At 67.5% G+C, this 16,620-nt stretch carries 15 protein-coding genes; 13 read left to right on the top strand and 2 right to left on the bottom strand.

Going from position 1 to position 16,620, the window contains the following annotated elements; genetic code table 11:
• Positions 1-24: 24 nt before the first annotated feature.
• Together asd (BMZ02_RS05530) and BMZ02_RS05525 are read right to left on the bottom strand one after the other, a co-directional pair.
• A complete protein-coding gene (gene asd, locus BMZ02_RS05530; protein WP_091640687.1) occupies positions 25-957 on the bottom strand; it encodes an archaetidylserine decarboxylase in 933 nt (310 codons plus the stop codon).
• Positions 944-1,594, bottom strand: coding sequence for an SCO family protein (locus BMZ02_RS05525; RefSeq protein ID WP_171909826.1), 651 nt, complete (start codon positions 1,592-1,594; stop codon positions 944-946). Before BMZ02_RS05525 ends, asd (BMZ02_RS05530) begins: the two co-directional genes overlap by 14 nt.
• Positions 1,595-1,757: 163 nt before the next feature.
• Here BMZ02_RS05525 and prmB point away from each other — a divergent pair, with 163 nt between their 5' ends.
• From prmB to trpA, 13 genes are all read left to right on the top strand, one after another.
• Positions 1,758-2,705, top strand: a complete 948-nt coding sequence (prmB, locus tag BMZ02_RS05520) for a 50S ribosomal protein L3 N(5)-glutamine methyltransferase (protein WP_091640683.1) — start codon at positions 1,758-1,760, stop codon at positions 2,703-2,705.
• A 10-nt stretch (positions 2,706-2,715) separates the two neighbouring features.
• Positions 2,716-3,828 (top strand): chorismate synthase, encoded by a 1,113-nt coding sequence (gene aroC / locus BMZ02_RS05515; protein ID WP_091640682.1) that lies wholly within the window; start codon positions 2,716-2,718, stop codon positions 3,826-3,828.
• A 3-nt stretch (positions 3,829-3,831) separates the two neighbouring features.
• Positions 3,832-5,013 (top strand): MFS transporter, encoded by a 1,182-nt coding sequence (locus BMZ02_RS05510; RefSeq protein ID WP_216110706.1) that lies wholly within the window; start codon positions 3,832-3,834, stop codon positions 5,011-5,013.
• Positions 5,014-5,101: 88 nt separating this feature from the next.
• The gene (leuC, locus tag BMZ02_RS05505) at positions 5,102-6,505 is read left to right on the top strand and encodes a 3-isopropylmalate dehydratase large subunit (RefSeq protein WP_091640680.1); all 1,404 of its coding nucleotides are present in this window, start codon (positions 5,102-5,104) and stop codon (positions 6,503-6,505) included.
• Between the two features lie 2 nt (positions 6,506-6,507).
• Positions 6,508-7,149, top strand: a complete 642-nt coding sequence (leuD, locus tag BMZ02_RS05500) for a 3-isopropylmalate dehydratase small subunit (RefSeq protein ID WP_091640679.1) — start codon at positions 6,508-6,510, stop codon at positions 7,147-7,149.
• A 26-nt stretch (positions 7,150-7,175) separates the two neighbouring features.
• Entirely contained in the window at positions 7,176-8,255 is a 1,080-nt protein-coding gene (gene leuB / locus BMZ02_RS05495; protein ID WP_091640677.1) for a 3-isopropylmalate dehydrogenase, read from the top strand.
• 50 nt (positions 8,256-8,305) lie between these two features.
• Entirely contained in the window at positions 8,306-9,418 is a 1,113-nt protein-coding gene (gene asd / locus BMZ02_RS05490) for an aspartate-semialdehyde dehydrogenase (RefSeq protein ID WP_091640675.1), read from the top strand.
• 237 nt (positions 9,419-9,655) lie between these two features.
• Positions 9,656-12,310: a FimV/HubP family polar landmark protein gene (locus BMZ02_RS05485; protein ID WP_091640674.1), complete on the top strand. Its 2,655-nt coding sequence runs from the start codon at positions 9,656-9,658 to the stop codon at positions 12,308-12,310.
• 15 nt (positions 12,311-12,325) lie between these two features.
• Positions 12,326-13,024: a CbiQ family ECF transporter T component gene (locus tag BMZ02_RS05480; RefSeq protein WP_091640672.1), complete on the top strand. Its 699-nt coding sequence runs from the start codon at positions 12,326-12,328 to the stop codon at positions 13,022-13,024.
• Positions 13,025-13,037: 13 nt separating this feature from the next.
• Complete coding sequence (truA, locus tag BMZ02_RS05475; protein ID WP_245753952.1) at positions 13,038-13,856, top strand: tRNA pseudouridine(38-40) synthase TruA; 819 nt, start codon at positions 13,038-13,040, stop codon at positions 13,854-13,856.
• A 51-nt stretch (positions 13,857-13,907) separates the two neighbouring features.
• Positions 13,908-14,555 (top strand): phosphoribosylanthranilate isomerase, encoded by a 648-nt coding sequence (locus BMZ02_RS05470; RefSeq protein WP_171909825.1) that lies wholly within the window; start codon positions 13,908-13,910, stop codon positions 14,553-14,555.
• Entirely contained in the window at positions 14,539-15,750 is a 1,212-nt protein-coding gene (gene trpB / locus BMZ02_RS05465) for a tryptophan synthase subunit beta (protein WP_091640669.1), read from the top strand. The genes BMZ02_RS05470 and trpB overlap by 17 nt, the downstream gene beginning before the upstream one ends.
• On the top strand, positions 15,747-16,568 hold the full coding sequence (gene trpA, locus BMZ02_RS05460) for a tryptophan synthase subunit alpha (protein WP_091640668.1): 822 nt from the start codon (positions 15,747-15,749) through the stop codon (positions 16,566-16,568). The genes trpB and trpA overlap by 4 nt, the downstream gene beginning before the upstream one ends.
• Positions 16,569-16,620: the final 52 nt, after the last annotated feature.

Raw genomic sequence — 16,620 nt, 5'->3', positions numbered from 1 at the left:
TGGCCGTATCCACCGGTCGCCGCGTCAGCCTGAGCGATTCTGCCAGGCGATGGCCTGACGCACCCGCAGCGGGGCGTCCGCCGTCAGTGCCGTATCCCAGTGCACGGTATCCCGCGGGAAGAGTACGATCACTGTCGACCCCATGTTGAAACGCCCCATCTCCGCACCCCGCTCCAGGCGGGTAGGCTGTTCATCGTAGCGCCAGCTTCGCACCCGTCGGCCGCGCGGCGGGGTGACCTCGCCCGCCCACACCGTCTCGATACTCGCCACGTTGATGGCGCCCACCAATACCATGGCCATCGGCCCCAGCGCGGTGTCGAACAGGCAGGCGACGCGCTCGTTGCGCGCGAACAGGCCCGGTACGCTTTTCACCGTGTGGCGGCCGACGCTGAACAGCCGCCCGGGGACGTGCACCATCTCCCGAAGGGTGCCGGTCACGGGCATATGGACCCGATGGTAATCCCGTGGTGACAGGTAGATGGTGGCGGAACTGCCGTGCCTGAACGGCGCCGCGCGATCCGGCGCACCGCCCAGCAGGTCGGTCAGCGAGTAGTGTTGCCCCTTGGCCTGGATCAGCCGGTCGTCCTCGATGCGGCCCATGGCGCTGAGGGCGCCGTCGGCGGGTGAGCACACCGCGTGCTCCTCGGCCGGCATGGGGCGCGCGTCGGGCTTCAGCGGGCGGGTGAAGAAGCTGTTGAAATCGGGAAATGCAGCCGCATCCGGCGTCAGTGCCTCGCTCATGTCCACCCCGAAATGGCGGATGAACAGCCGGGTGAGTGGCTTGCGGACCCAGCCCGCCCGCACGCGCGTCAGGCGGTGAACCAGGCGCGATACGGCGTGATGGGGCAGGGGGTAGAGGGGCAGCGACTTCGCCCTGTCGGCAAGCGACGGCCGTCCCCCGAGGTGGCGCTCCGGCACGGATCCCGCACGCTCGTCAGCCGACTCAGGAGGAGCCATGGAACTCGATGATGGCCCTGAGGTCCTCGGCGATCTCCGGTGCCCGGTGGGGCGAGCCGAACATGGCCTGGAACCGGCCCTCGGGGTTGACCAGCAGCACCGATGCGCCGTGATCCACCATGTAATTGGCATCACCGTTGTCGTCGTGCCGGATGTGGGCAATGCCCATGTCCCGTGCGAGCACGTCGATGTCATCCAGGTCCCCGGTGATCCCCCGGAAATCGTCGCGGAAGTTGGTGACGTAGGCTTCGAGCCGCTCCTGCGTGTCACGCTGCGGGTCGACCGTGACAAAGACCGTGCGCACGTTCTCGCCCATGCCCTCGTCCTCGAGCATCGTGTGGACCCGGCTCAACTCGGCCAGCGTCATGGGGCAGATATCCGGGCAGTGGGTGAAACCGAAGAACATCAGTGTCCACTGGCCCTGAAGGCTGGTGTTGTCAAACGGCTCACCGGAGTGGTCCACCAGCTGGAAATCGGTGATCTCGCGGCTGTTCTCCAGGTAGGTGGCACTCAGGTCCCCGTCGTCCAGGGTGGCCGGACTCACCAGGGTGTTGGCGGCGTACATCCCGCCGACGAGAGCTGCCCCGGCGGCGAGGATGGCAATGAGCATGAACACGGGCGTGCGAAGGTTTTTCATGGCGCGGAATTCTGTCATAGCCTCGGGTGGAAGGGAACGACTGTCAGTGATTGGATGGCAGCCAGCGGCAATCAGTTCAGCGTTCCCTTCAATCCGGCGCCAAGGCGCGGGACGGATCGGTTATGATTGCGGGTTTCACGGCCATGGTAACGGAGCCTGCCCGATGCTCGAACTGGAGGAACCCCTGAGCCACCTGCGGACACTGCGCGATTACGTGCGCTGGTCCGCCAGCCGTTTCCGCGAGGCGGGGCTGGTGTTCGGGCATGGCACCGACAATGCGCTGGATGAAGCAGCGGCGCTGGTGCTGCACAGCGTGCATCTGCCCCCGGTTATTGACGATGCCCTGTGGCAGGCGCGGGTGACGCCCGGCGAGGGCAGGGCGATTCTCGAGCGCGCCAAGCGCCGGATCGACGAGCGTCTGCCGCTGCCCTACCTGACCCGGGAGGCCTGGTTCGCGGGGCTGCCGTTCTACGTGGACAACCGCGTGCTGGTGCCGCGCTCGCCCATCGCCGAACTGATCGAGACCGGCTTTGCGCCCTGGCTGGACCCGGACCGGGTGGAGCGGGTGCTGGACATGGGGACCGGCAGCGGTTGCATCGCCATCGCCTGCGCCCTGGCGTTCGACCACGCCGTGGTCGATGCGTCGGATGTCTCGGCGGATGCGCTGGAGGTCGCCGGTATCAACGTGCAGCGGCATCAGCTCCAGGAGTGGGTGCGCCTGCACCGGGCCGATGCCTTTGACGGGCTGCCCGGTGGCGAACGTTACGATCTGATCGTCGCCAATCCGCCGTACGTGGATGCCGTCGACATGGCGCAGCTGCCGCCGGAGTACCGGCATGAGCCCCGGCTGGGGCTGGCGGCGGGCGACGATGGCCTGGACGTGGTGCGGCGCATCCTGGCGGACGCGCATCACTGGCTTGCCGAGGACGGGTTGCTGGTGGTGGAAGTGGGCAACAGCGCCGAGGCGGTGGAGGCGCTGTGGCCCCAGGCGCCGCTGGTGTGGATCGAGTTCGAGCGCGGCGGCCATGGTGTCTTCGCCATCACCGCGCAGGACCTGCGCGCGTGCGAAGGCCTGTTCGGGGCGACGGCCCCTCCCGAGTACAACCGGTAACGGATGCGTCATGTCTGGTAATACGTTCGGAAAGCTGTTCCAGCTCACGACCTTCGGTGAAAGCCATGGCCCGGCGCTGGGTGCCGTCGTGGACGGCTGCCCCCCGGGGCTGGCCCTGACCGAGGCCGACCTGCAGCGCGACCTGGATCGCCGCCGGCCGGGAACCTCCCGCTATACCACCCAGCGCAAGGAGCCGGATCAGGTCCGTATCCTGTCGGGCGTCTTCGAGGGGCGGACCACCGGAACCCCCATCGGTCTGCTGATCGAGAACACGGACCAGAAATCCAAGGACTACTCCGAGATCGCGGCCACCTTCCGGCCCGGCCATGCCGATTACACCTACGCCCAGAAGTACGGCATCCGTGACTACCGCGGTGGTGGCCGTTCCTCGGCCCGCGAGACGGCCATGCGCGTGGCCGCCGGGGGCATCGCCAAGAAGTGGCTGGTGGAGCGGTTCGGTGTGCGCATCCGCGGTTACCTCTCCCAGCTCGGGCCCATCGAGCTGGGGCTGAAGGACTGGGGTGCGGTGGACCGGAACCCCTTCTTCTGCGGCGACCCGGACCGCGTCGAGGAACTGGAGCAGTACATGGTCCAGCTGCGCAGGGACCTGGACTCGGTGGGTGCCCGGGTCACGGTGGTTGCCGAGGGCTGCCCGCCCGGTTGGGGCGAGCCGGTGTTTGACCGCCTGGATGCCGACCTTGCCCACGGACTGATGAGCATCAATGCGGTCAAGGGCGTGGAGATCGGCGCAGGCTTCGCCTCCGTCTCCCAGCGTGGCACCGAGCACCGGGACGAAATCACTCCGGACGGCTTTCTCGCCAACAATGCCGGCGGTGTGCTCGGGGGGATATCCACCGGGCAGGATCTGGTGGCGTCCATCGCCCTGAAACCCACGTCGAGCATCGTTACCCCGGGCCGCTCCATCAATACCGAGGGCCAGCCCGTGGAGGTGGTGACCAAGGGGCGCCATGACCCCTGTGTGGGGATCCGCGCCACGCCCATTGCCGAGGCGATGATGGCGCTGGTGCTCATGGATCATGCGCTGCGCCACCGGGCCCAGAACGCCGATGTCACGCCGCCGCTGACGCCCGTGCCCGCGGAACCCGGCCGACGCGGCGACTGACCGTTGGCGGCGCCGGATCTGCCTTACTGGCGGCTGTCCGCCTTCTACCTGTTCTTCTTTGCGGTGCTGGGTGGTCTGGCTCCCTACTGGGGGCCCTACCTGGCCGCGGAGGGGTTCTCGGCGGCGCAGATCGGCCAGCTCATCGCGATCCTGCACGCCACGAAGATCGTCGCCCCCAATCTCTGGGGCGTGATCGCCGATCGCACCGGGCGTCGCATGGCGGTGGTCCGTATCGGGGCGCTGGCGGCGATGCTGACCTTCACCGGCGTGCTGCTGGGCAGCACGTTCTGGTGGATTGCACTGGTCATGGTGCTGTTCAGCTTTTTCTGGAACGCGGCCCTGCCGCAGTTCGAAGCCAATACCCTGAACCACCTGGGGCGGGCGGATCACCGCTACAGCCGGATCCGCCTCTGGGGCTCCGTGGGTTTCATCATTGCCGTGGTGGGGTTCGGTGAGCTCATCGACCGCTTCGGCGTGCACATTCTCCCGTGGCTGCTGCTGGTGATGTTCGCCGGACTCTGGGTTGCCAGCCAGGTGGCACCGGGAGCCAGGCAGCCTGTCCGCCGCCACCACAGCGACCCGATCCTCAGCGTGCTGCTGCGGCCCGACGTGATCGGCTTCTTTCTCGCCTGTTTTCTGCTCAAGGCGAGCCATGGCCCGTATTACGCGTTCTTCAGTATCTATCTGGAAGATGCCGGCTACAGCAGCAGCATGATCGGCATTCTCTGGGCAGTCGGTGTGGTGGCGGAGATCGGGCTGTTCCTGGTGATGCACCGCCTGTTGCCCCGCTTCGGCGCACGCCTGCTGATGACCGTGGCCATGCTGCTGTCGGCGTTGCGCTGGGGGTTGATCGCCCTGGCGCCGCAGCTGTTGCCGGTCCTGTTGTTCGCCCAGGGGCTGCACGCCGCGTCCTTCGGTGTCTACCACGCCGTGGGCATCGCCCTGGTCAATCGCTACTTCGTGGGCAGCAACCAGGGGCGGGGGCAGGCGCTATACAGCAGCATCACCTTTGGTGCCGGCGTGGCCGTGGGCAGCCTGTTCAGCGGGCTGCTCTGGGATGTGGTGGGCGGCAGCGCGACATTCTACCTGGGCGCGCTGGTTGCCGTTCTCGCCGCGATCATCGCCGTCGCCAGCCTGCCGGGGCAGGAGGGTGCGCAGGAGGGCGCCGGGGCCAGCTCTGCGTGACAGTGGATTCATCGGGCATCGCGAATCCGTTATAATCGCGGGTTTGAGACCGAATCGAATCGTGGTTCGACCACTGCCAGGTGATCCAATGACAGGCAAGACCCTCTACGAGAAGCTCTGGGACGATCACGTCGTTCGTGACAACGAGGACGGGACGTCGCTCATCTATATCGATCGCCAGCTGGTGCACGAGGTGACCTCGCCGCAGGCGTTCGAGGGGCTGCGCCTGGCCGGCCGGCAGCCGTGGCGGGTGGATGCCAACCTGGCGGTGACCGATCACAACGTCCCCACCACGGATCGCAGCCAGGGCATCGCCGACCCTGTTTCGCGCACCCAGGTGGAGACGCTGAACCGCAACTGCGAAATCTACGGAATCACCGAGTTCGGCATGAACGACCCGCGCCAGGGGATCGTGCACGTCATCGGCCCGGAGCAGGGCGCGACCCTGCCGGGCATGACCATTGTCTGCGGTGATTCCCATACCTCCACCCAGGGGGCCATGGGCGCCATGGCGTTCGGCATCGGCACCTCCGAGGTGGAGCATGCGCTCGCCACCCAGACTCTCGTTCAGCAGAAGAGCAAGACCATGCTCATCAGCGTGGACGGCGAGCTGGGGGCGGGCGTCACCGCCAAGGACATCATCCTGCACATCATCGGCACCATCGGTACCGCCGGCGGCACCGGTTACGCCATCGAATACGGCGGCTCGGCCATCCGCAACCTCGGCATGGAAGGGCGGATGACCATCTGCAACATGTCCATCGAGGCGGGTGCGCGCTGCGGCATGATCGCCGTGGACGACACCACCATCGACTACATCGCCAATCGGCCGTTTGCGCCCACGGGCGAACTGTGGGATCAGGCGGTGGCTTACTGGCGCACGCTGCACAGCGATGCCGACGCCGCGTTCGACAAGGTCGTTCGCATCAACGCGGCCGACATCGAACCGCAGGTCTCCTGGGGGACGTCGCCGGAGATGGTCGTGCCGGTGAGCGGCAAGGTGCCGAATCCGTTCAAGGAGGCGGACGAGGGCAAGCGTGCGGGGTATGCCCGGGCGCTGGAATACATGGATCTCGAGCCGGAGACGCCCATGACCGACATCCACCTGGACAAGGTCTTCATCGGCTCGTGCACCAATGCCCGCATCACCGATCTGCGCGCCGCGGCCGAGGTGCTCAAGGGGCGCCGTATTGCCGACAACATCAAGCTGGCCATGGTGGTTCCGGGCTCCGGTCTGGTGAAGAAGCAGGCCGAGGACGAGGGCCTGGACCGCATTTTCAAGGAAGCCGGGTTCGAATGGCGCGAGGCGGGTTGTTCCATGTGTCTCGGGATGAATCCCGATCAGCTCTCGCCGGGTGAGCGCTGCGCATCCACCTCCAACCGCAACTTCGAGGGCCGGCAAGGGCAGGGTGGCCGTACCCACCTTGTGAGCCCGGCCATGGCTGCGGCGGCTGCCGTCGCCGGCCACTTCGTCGACGTGAGGAATTTCTGAAGATGGAGCCGTTTTCCCAGCATACCGGGGTGGTCGCGCCGCTGGAGCAGACCAACATCGACACCGACGCCATCATCCCCAAGCAGTTCCTGAAGTCCATCCACCGGACCGGCTTCGGCGACAACCTGTTCGATTCCTGGCGCTATCTGGACGAGGGTCAGCCCGGGCAGGATTGCAGCCAGCGACCGGAGAACCCGGACTTCGTACTCAATCAGGCGCCCTACCGCAGTGCCAGCATCCTGCTCACCGGGCGCAACTTCGGCTGCGGCTCGTCCAGGGAGCATGCCCCGTGGGCATTGAAGGACTTCGGCATCCGCACCCTGATTGCGCCGAGCTACGCCGATATCTTCTACAACAACTGCTTCAAGAACGGCATTCTGCCGGTGATCCTGCCGGAAGAGACCGTCGAGCGGCTGTTCCGCGAAGTGAAGGCCGAGCCCGGCTGCACCATGTCGGTGGACCTGCCGGCCCAGACGGTGACCACACCCGCCGGTGAGACCATCACCTTCGACGTGGACGGCTTTCGCAAGCACATGCTGGTGGAGGGGCTGGACGAGATCGGCCTCACGCTGCAGCACGAGGAGGCCATCCGCGCCTACGAGGAGCGCCGGCGCAAAGAGGCGCCCTGGCTGTTCCGCGCCTGATACAACCCGTTTGCACGAGAGGCGTCATGAGCCGAAAGATTCTAGTTCTACCCGGTGACGGCATCGGCCAGGAAATCGTTGCGGAAGCCGTCAAGGTTCTGAACCGCCTGCGCGAAGGCTTCGGTCTGGATGCCGAGCTGGAGCAGGGGCTGATCGGCGGCGCGGCCTATGATGCGCACGGCGAGCCCCTGCCCGGGGTGACCCTGGAGCAGGCGCGCGGGTCCGATGCCATTCTCCTCGGCGCCGTTGGCGGGCCGCGCTACGACACCCTGGAGCGCCACCTGCGGCCCGAGCGTGGTCTCCTTGGCATCCGCGCGGCGCTGGAGCTGTTCGGCAATCTGCGCCCCGCCATCCTGTATCCGCAGCTGGCGGCGTCGTCGGCCCTGAAGCCGGACGTGGTCGCCGGGCTGGACATCATGATCGTGCGCGAACTCACCGGCGGCATCTACTTCGGTGAGCCCCGTGGTGAGCGGGTCCTCGAGAACGGTGAGCGGCAGGGGTTCAATACCCTGGTGTACCGGGAGTCGGAAATCGAGCGTATCGGCCGGTTGGCGTTCGATACCGCCCGCAAGCGTGGTGGCCGGCTGTGCTCCGTGGACAAGGCCAACGTGCTGGAGGTCTCGGAGCTCTGGCGCGAGGTCATGGACCGCCTGGCGGCGGATTATCCGGACGTGGAACTCTCCCACATGTACGTGGACAACGCGGCCATGCAGCTGGTGCGCGCGCCCAAGCAGTTCGACGTCATGGTCACGGGCAACCTGTTCGGCGACATCCTCTCGGACTGTGCCGCCATGCTCACCGGTTCCATCGGCATGTTGCCGTCGGCGTCGCTGGACAGCCAGGGCTGCGGCATGTACGAGCCCGTGCACGGCTCCGCGCCGGATATCGCCGGCCAGGACAAGGCCAATCCCCTGGCCACGATCCTCTCCGTGGCCATGCTGCTGCGTTATTCTCTCGGGGAGGGGGCGCTGGCGGACCGGGTCGAGGCGGCGGTGGGCCGCGTCCTGGATGACGGCCTGCGCACGCCGGACATCCACAGCGAGGACACCCGGCTCGTGGGAACGGCCGCCATGGGTGATGCCGTGGTGGCGAGGCTGAACGACTGAGGGGGTCGCGATGGAGCGGCCCGAGACCCGAATCAGACTGAGGTGACGCAATGAAGCGCGTAGGATTTGTTGGCTGGCGTGGCATGGTTGGCTCCGTGCTCATGCAGCGCATGCGTGACGAGAACGATTTCCAGGATATCGAACCGGTCTTCTTCACCACGTCGCAGGCCGGCCAGCCGGGGCCCGACGTCGGCAAGGACGTGCCCGCGCTGAAAGACGCCCGTGACATCGGCGAGCTGCAGGCCATGGACGTGATCGTCACCTGCCAGGGTGGCGACTATACCGAAGCGGTCTACCAGGACCTGCGCAAGGCCGGCTGGGACGGCTACTGGATCGACGCCGCGTCGACCCTGCGCATGGCCGATGACAGCATCATCGTGCTGGACCCGGTGAACGCCGACGTCATCAGGCAGGGGCTCGGCAACGGGGTGAAGACCTTTGTCGGCGGCAACTGCACCGTCAGCCTGATGCTCATGGGCATCGGTGGTCTGCTGCGCGAGGGGCTGGTGGAGTGGATCAGCCCCATGACCTATCAGGCTGCCTCCGGCGCCGGTGCGCAGAACATGCGGGAACTGGTGGCGCAGATGGGCTACATCCACAAGTCTGCCAGCGACCAGCTCGCCGACCCGTCCAGCGCCATTCTCGAGCTTGATCGGGCGGTCTCCGACGCGATCACCGGTGACGGCTATCCCCGTGAACACTTCGGCTACCCGCTTGCCGGCAGCCTGCTGCCCTGGATCGACAAGAAGCTCGATAGTGGCCAGAGCAAGGAAGAGTGGAAAGCCGAGGTGGAGACCAACAAGATCCTCGGCCGATCCGACAATCCGGTGCCCATCGACGGGATCTGCGTGCGCATCGGCGCCATGCGCTCCCATGCCCAGGCGCTGACCATCAAGCTCAGCAAGGATGCGCCCATCGACGAGATCAGCAGCATCATCGCCGAGTCCAACCCCTGGGCCAGCGTGGTGCCCAATGACAAGGAAGAGTCCCTGCGGGACCTTACGCCCGCGGCGGTGACCGGCACCCTGAACGTGCCCGTCGGCCGCCTGCGCAAGCTGTCCATGGGCAACGACTACCTGGGTGCGTTCACGGTCGGCGATCAGCTGCTCTGGGGTGCCGCGGAACCGCTGCGGCGGATGCTGCGTATCCTCAACGAGGGGTGAACGGCGTCGCATTCCTGCCAGCCGCGCGTCTGGCGCGGGCTGGCGGGGTTTGAAATTCGTCGGGCTGGCCGCTAGTGTGCGGTGGGAAGCGGGTGACCGCACCACGGGCGCGTCTCCGGCTCGATACTGCTGCCGTCGCAGTGGCGTCGGGCAGCACCGCATTCAGGGACAAGAATCAAAATGCAAGGGCTGACATCCGACCTGACCACCCGATCAGTCCACCGATAAGGGAATGCCATGGCACGCAGACTGGCTCGCATCGCAGCGCTGAGCACCGTACTAGCCCCCTCCATTGCTGCGGCTCTGGGCGTCGGTTCGATTCAGACGGAATCGGCACTGAACGAGCCGCTGGAAGCGCGCATTCCGCTGGAGTCCGCCGATTCGGAAGAGCTCGAGACGCTCAGCGCGACGCTGGCATCCCCCGACGCCTTTGAGCGCGCCGGACTGGAGCGCCCGTTCATGCTCTCCCAGCTGGATTTCGAGGTGGTCACCGACGCCGCGGAGCCCTACGTTGTGGTCAGCACCAGCGACCCGGTCCGCGAACCGTTTCTGGCATTCCTGGTCGAGCTCAACTGGGCGGGTGGCCGGTTGGTCCGGGAGTACACCCTGTTGCTGGACCCGCCCGTGCATTCCCCGGAAGAGGATGCCGCCCCGGCGCCCGCCGATGCGCCGGCGCCTGACGCGCCGGCGGATGAAGACGTTGCCACTGCCACCCCGGGCGATCCGGGAGAGCCGGATCCGGTGGCGGATGCCCCCGAGGAGATTGAAGTACAGAGCAATGACACGCTCTGGGAGATTGCCGACGAGGCGCGCCAGGGGACGGACGCCTCGGTGCACCAGATGATGATGGCGCTGCTGGCGGCGAACCCGGACGCCTTCATCGACGACAACGTCAACAACGTCCGGGCTGGTGCCATCCTCCGGGTGCCGGACCGGGATGAGGCCGTGGCGCTGTCCGCGGCTGACGCCCGGCAGGAGTACTCCCGCCAGGTTGAGGCGTGGCAGGCCGGACGCGCTCCGGACCCGGCGCCGCCGGACGAGTCGGAAGTGGCGGATGAAGCCGATCAGCCCGACGTAGTGGACGGGCGGCTCGAGGTGGTGGCGGCCGGGGACACGGCCGGTGACGATGCCACCGCGTCGCTCCTGGACGAGGACGTGGATGCCAGCCCCGAGACCGTTGCCCGTCTCCAGGCCGAGCTGGCTGCCGCGCGGGAGGACGAGGCGTCCCTGCGCTCGGAGAACGAGCGGCTGCGCGCCCAGACCGATGAACTGCTGGAGCGGGTCGAGGCCCTGGAGCGGACTCTCGATGTGCAGGTCCAGGGTGCGCTGCCCGGGATGCCCCAGGAGCCGGCGGAGGAGGACGTGCCGCTGGCGGATGACGAGCCCGGGGTGACCGACGAGGACGAAGAGGCCGTCGCGGCCGAGGAAGCTGCGGATACCGACGAAGCGGTCGCGGCCGGTGACGAGCAGGACCCCGCCGGAACCGCAGTGGATGAGCCCGCTGCCACGCAGCCGCAGGCCCCCTGGGAGGACCCGCGCAACCTCAGTCTTGCCGGTGCCGCACTGGCAGCGCTGATGCTGCTCGCGTTGCTGATCGTCCGCCGCCGCCGCAATGCCGCCACCGACGCCTCGGAGGAGGTGGAGGCGAGTCTGGCCGCGGCAATGGCTGCCGGGTCTGCAGCGCAGGACGAAGATGCCGGCGATGAACCCGGGCAGGCGGCCGACGATGCGTCCCGGCCCCTGGTGGACGACGAGTTCGAGCCCGCGATCACCCGTGCCGGTGGAGCCGATCCGGTGGAAGAGGCGGAGATCAACCTGGCCTACGGCCGCTACGATCAGGCCAGGAACCTGCTGACCACGGCGGTGGCGGAAGACCCGGAGCGCAAGGATCTGCGGCTGAAGCTGCTGGAGGCTCACTCGCTCAGCGGTGATCGGCCGGCATTCGAAGCGGATGCCCAGGCCCTGTATGGCCTGGTGGATGGCGAGACGGACCCGGTCTGGCAGCGTGCCAGTGAGATGGGGCGGGAGATCGCCCCCGAGAACCCCCTGTTCGGTGGCGCCGACGACGCACCGCTCATGCCGCCGGAGCCGGCGGACGAGAATGATCCCTTTGCCGGCATGCTCGCGGAGCAGCCCGCCGGGGACGAGCAGCCCGAGCCCGCCGCACCGGTACCGGCGGAGGCGACCGACGAGGCCGACGAGGATGACTTCAGTGACCTGGAGTTCAGCCTCGACGAGCCGCCCGCCGAACCCGCGGAGAAACGGGACGCGACCGCGGCAGCCCCGGCGGACGACCCGGGCGAGGGGACGGAGGACGATGCCTTCAGCCTCGATTTCGAACTGGACGACATGGCAGCCCCGGACGGTCCGCGGGAGACTGCGGCGGAGCCGGCGGAGGCCGGCGGCACAGGTGGGCTTGACGATGACGCATTCAGCCTCGATTTCGAAGTGCCGGATCGCCCGGAACCCGAGACCGGCGAGACCGCGGCGTCGCCGGATGGTGAAGACGACGATGCCCTGACATTCAGTCTCGATGACCTGGATACCGGTACCGGGGCCGGCGATGAAGAAGAGGGTCTTGGTTACGCGCCGGAGACGGTGAGTGACGAGCTCGGGCCGGCGGAGGATGCCCGCGATTCTGGTGCCGCCACGGAGCCGGCCGCCCCGGACACCGCTGACGCGGAAGCCACCGCGGGCACCGAATCGGCCGAGGACCCCGACGATGCGCTGTTTGACGTCGGTGATGAGAACAGCACCAAGCTGGACCTTGCCCGCGCCTATCTCGACATGGGCGACAGCGAAGGCGCCCGCTCCCTGCTGGACGAAGTGCTGGAAGAAGGGTCGGACTCCCAGAAGGCCGAGGCGCGGACACTGTACGCCGAAGCCGAGTAGCCACGGCGGGGCCTCGTGGTGGTGAACGCCGTGCGGCTCCATCCGGCGGCACGCATTCTGTGGCTGGTCAGTCTGGCGGTGATGGTGGCACGGCCCGGCTGGCTGGGGCTCGTCCTGCCCGCGCTGGGCCTGGCGTTCGGATGCTGGCGTGTCCGGCTGTCTCCGACGGTGGTCGCGCGGAGCCTGTGGCGTCTGCGCTGGTTGTTCCTCACCATACTGGTCTTCTACGCCTGGCTGACGCCCGGGACACCGCTGGTCGCGTCCGAGTCCATGCTGATGCCGACCCGCCAGGGGATGCTCGGCGGCCTTGAGCGCCTGCTCGCCCTTGGCTACCTGGTTGTGGCCGTTCAGTTGCTGCTGGCGTCCACTGCGCGACAGTGGCTGATCGCGGCGTTGCACTGGTGGCTGCGCCCATTTGCAGCCGTGGGAGTGGACGCCGATCGCTTTGCACTCAGGCTGGTGCTCGTGCTGGAGGCGGCGCCGGCGCTGCGGGAGCAGATCGCCCGGGCCCGCGCGGCAACCGCAGGTGTGCCCTGGCAGGAACGCGTTGCCGCACTCGGCGCGACACTGGTCGAGGATGCCCTGCGTCGCGCGGACGAGGCGCCTCCCGCAACGATCCGGATTCCCCGGCTACCGCCCATGCCGCCGTGGCAGTGGCTCCTGCCGGTGTTGGTGGGTATCGGCGTCCTGGCCAGCGCCGGGCCTGTACAGTAAGCGCGGGAGCGTCATGACCGAGAGTGTTCACGCAAGCAACGGCACCAGCTCCATGCGCATTGCCATGGGGGTCGAGTACCTGGGCGGCCGCTATGCAGGCTGGCAGCAGCAGCACCACTGCGACTCCGTGCAGGCGCGGGTGGAGGCGGCGTTGTCGCGGGTGGCCGATCACCCCGTCCAGGTCGTCTGTGCAGGGCGGACCGACGCCGGTGTGCACGGCCTCGGCCAGGTGATCCACTTCGATACACCGGCGCGGCGCAACATGCATGGCTGGCGTCTCGGTGGCACCACCTATCTGCCCGATGACATCGCGCTGACCTGGGCGCAGCCAGTGGCGCCCATGTTCGATGCGCGGCGGAGTGCGCTGCAGCGCCACTACCGGTACGTGATCCTGAACCGGCCCGTGCGCCCCGCCTGGCTGCACGGCCAGGTTGCCTGGACCTGGAAACCCCTGGATGCGCAACGCATGCACGCCGGCGCGCAGCACCTGCTCGGCGAACGGGACTTCACGTCATTTCGTGCGGTGGCCTGTCAGGCGGCTCATGCGTGGAGGGAGGTGACCCGGGTGGATGTGGCCCGCGACGGGGATTTCATCTACCTGGACGTGAGTGCGAACGCCTTTCTGCATCACATGGTGCGCAATATCGCCGGCACCCTGATGACCGTGGGGGCGGGAGAACGCCCCCCCGACTGGGTGGCGGAGGTCCTGAGTGCCCGCGACCGCACCGTTGGGGGCATGACCGCGCCGGCTGCGGGCCTGTACATGGTGGCCGTGGACTACCCCGAGGCGTTCCGCCTGCCGGCGCCGCCAGCGCCGCCGCGCTTTGCCTGACTTCCGCCGCCGGGTTACCATTCAACGTTTTACCGACATGGGGTGGAGCGCGTGCGCACGCGTGTGAAAATCTGCGGTCTGACCCGGGCGGAGGATGCCCGCAGCGCAGCGCACCTTGGTGCCGACGCCATTGGTCTGGTTTTCCACGATGCCAGCCCGCGGGGCATCGATGTCGGGGCTGCCCGCGCGATCCGGTCCGCTCTGCCACCCTTCGTGACCGTCACCGCGTTGTTCATGAATGCGTCCGGGCAGCGTGTCCGTCACGTGCTCGACGGCGTCGCCGTTGACCTGCTGCAGTTTCACGGTGATGAGGACGCGGCGTTTTGTGAATCGTTCTCCCGGCCCTACATCAAGGTCGTGCCCATGGCGGGCGGCGCCGATCCCGGCACCCTCATGGCAAGCCACCCCAATGCCGCCGGTTTCGTGCTGGACGGGCATGGCGCCGGGGAACAGGGTGGCAGTGGCAGGGTCTTTGACTGGAGCAGCGTACCCTCGTCGCCGGATCGCCCGATCGTGCTTGCCGGTGGGCTGCATCCGGAGAACGTGGCTGCGGCCGTGCGCCAGGCGCGGCCGTGGGCGGTGGATGTGAGCAGTGGCGTTGAATCCGCGCCGGGCATCAAGGATGCGCGGCGGATGGCAAGCTTTATCAGCGAGGTCCAAGGTGTCCAAGACGTCCGAGTCAATGCAGCAATCGATTGATTTCTCCCGGTTTCCTGACGAAACCGGCCATTTTGGCCGTTACGGCGGGCAGTTCGTCCCGGAGACGCTCATGGCGGCCCTGCGCGAGCTGCAGGACGCCTATGCGCGCTACCGGGATGACCCGGACTTCCGCGCCGAGTTCGAGGGCGACTGCAAGGACTTCGTCGGGCGGCCGTCGCCCCTGTATCTCGCCGAGCGGTGGAGCGAGAAGGTCGGTGGCGCGCGCATCTATCTCAAGCGCGAGGATCTCAACCATACCGGCGCGCACAAGATCAACAACACCATCGGCCAGGCCTTGCTGGCCAAGCGCATGGGCAAGACCCGGGTCATCGCCGAGACGGGCGCGGGGCAGCACGGTGTCGCCAGCGCCACCGTGGCGGCGCGGCTCGGGCTCGAGTGTGTGGTCTACATGGGGGCGGACGATATCCAGCGGCAGTCGCCCAACGTCTATCGCATGCGTCTGCTCGGTGCCGAGGTGGTGCCCGTCACCTCCGGCTCACGCACGCTCAAGGACGCCCTCAACGAGGCCATGCGTGACTGGGTTGCCAACGTGGACGACACGTTCTACATCATTGGCACTGTTGCCGGACCACACCCCTATCCCATGATGGTGCGCGACTTCCAGGCCATCATCGGCCAGGAGACCCGCGAGCAGATGCTTGAGCGTGAAGGGCGGCTGCCCGATGCCCTGGTGGCCTGTGTGGGGGGCGGCTCCAACGCCATCGGGCTGTTCCGCCCGTTCCTGGAGGACCAGGAGGTCGCCCTGCACGGGGTGGAGGCCGGTGGCTATGGTGTCGCGACCGGTCAGCATGCCGCACCGTTGTGCGCCGGCCGCCCCGGCGTGCTGCACGGCAACCGCACCTATCTCATGGAGAACGACAACGGCCAGATCATCGGCACCCACTCCGTGTCTGCCGGGCTGGACTACCCCGGGGTGGGGCCGGAGCACGCCTGGCTCAAGGACATCAACCGCGCCGTGTACACATCGGTGACCGACGATGAAGCCCTGGCGGCATTCCATGAGGTCACCCGGACCGAGGGCATCATCCCGGCCCTGGAGACTGCGCATGCGCTGGCCTATGCGGAGAAACTCGCGCGGGAACTGGGCCCCGGGAAGAGCATCGTGGTCAATCTCTCCGGCCGGGGAGACAAGGACATTCAGACCGTCGCCGATCGGGAGGGGATTGAACTGTGAGCCGTCTAGCCACTCGTTTCCAGGCGCTGCGCGAGCAGCAGCGAACCGCCCTGATCCCGTACATTACCGCCGGCGATCCCCACCCCGATCTCACCGTCCGGCTCATGCACGGCCTGGTGGCCGCCGGAGCGGACGTGGTGGAGGTGGGCGTGCCCTTCTCCGACCCGATCGGTGACGGCCCGGTGATCCAGCAGGCGTGCGAGCGCGCCCTGCGTCACAACGTCGGCCTGCGGGACGTGCTCGCCATGGTGCGGCGTTTCCGTGAGGACGATACGGAGACCCCGGTGGTGTTGATGGGGTACATGAATCCCATCGAGGTCATGGGGTATGCGGAATTTGCGAAGGCGGCACTGGAATCCGGCGTTGACGGCGTGTTAACCGTAGACATGCCGCTGGAGGAGATGGGCGATCTCGATGGCCTGCTGGCCGATACCGGCCTCGATCCGGTGTTTCTGGTTGCGCCCACCTCCACGGAGGAACGCATGCAGACCATCTGCAAGCGGGCGGGCGGATTCGTGTACTACGTCTCGATCAAGGGCGTTACCGGAGCCGCCAGCCTCGACATCGACTCGGTGGGGCAGCGTGTCGACAGTCTCCGCTCCATGACCGGGCTGCCGGTGGGGGTCGGGTTCGGCATCAGTGATGCGCCCACGGCTGCCCGCATGGCGTCCGTCGCCGACGCGGTCGTGGTTGGCAGCGCCCTGGTCCGGCGGATCGAGGCGAATCAGGATGACCTGGACAAGGCGCATGAGGCCGTGACCGAGCTGGTTGCCGACATGCGGCACGCCATGGATGCCGCGGCCGCCACCAGCGCCTGACCGGCCGCTGCCCGCCGGCCGCACAACGCTTAACGTCTTTGAACACAGGAAC

The organism is Aquisalimonas asiatica (assembly GCF_900110585.1).
Taxonomy (GTDB): domain Bacteria; phylum Pseudomonadota; class Gammaproteobacteria; order Nitrococcales; family Aquisalimonadaceae; genus Aquisalimonas; species Aquisalimonas asiatica.
Note: the sequence above shows the minus strand (reverse complement) of the source record. Positions and strands in the feature narration are given on the sequence as shown.

What these genes read in the sequence shown, in the direction of transcription:
- BMZ02_RS05525 (WP_171909826.1), bottom strand. Translation starts at nt 1,594, where the DNA reads ATGAAAAACCTTCGCACGCCCGTGTTCATGCTCATTGCCATCCTCGCC.
- asd (WP_091640675.1), top strand. Translation starts at nt 8,306, where the DNA reads ATGAAGCGCGTAGGATTTGTTGGCTGGCGTGGCATGGTTGGCTCCGTG.
- leuB (WP_091640677.1), top strand. Translation starts at nt 7,176, where the DNA reads ATGAGCCGAAAGATTCTAGTTCTACCCGGTGACGGCATCGGCCAGGAA.
- truA (WP_245753952.1), top strand. Translation starts at nt 13,038, where the DNA reads ATGACCGAGAGTGTTCACGCAAGCAACGGCACCAGCTCCATGCGCATT.
- aroC (WP_091640682.1), top strand. Translation starts at nt 2,716, where the DNA reads ATGTCTGGTAATACGTTCGGAAAGCTGTTCCAGCTCACGACCTTCGGT.
- prmB (WP_091640683.1), top strand. Translation starts at nt 1,758, where the DNA reads ATGCTCGAACTGGAGGAACCCCTGAGCCACCTGCGGACACTGCGCGAT.
- trpB (WP_091640669.1), top strand. Translation starts at nt 14,539, where the DNA reads ATGCAGCAATCGATTGATTTCTCCCGGTTTCCTGACGAAACCGGCCAT.
- BMZ02_RS05485 (WP_091640674.1), top strand. Translation starts at nt 9,656, where the DNA reads ATGGCACGCAGACTGGCTCGCATCGCAGCGCTGAGCACCGTACTAGCC.
- leuC (WP_091640680.1), top strand. Translation starts at nt 5,102, where the DNA reads ATGACAGGCAAGACCCTCTACGAGAAGCTCTGGGACGATCACGTCGTT.
- asd (WP_091640687.1), bottom strand. Translation starts at nt 957, where the DNA reads ATGGCTCCTCCTGAGTCGGCTGACGAGCGTGCGGGATCCGTGCCGGAG.
- leuD (WP_091640679.1), top strand. Translation starts at nt 6,508, where the DNA reads ATGGAGCCGTTTTCCCAGCATACCGGGGTGGTCGCGCCGCTGGAGCAG.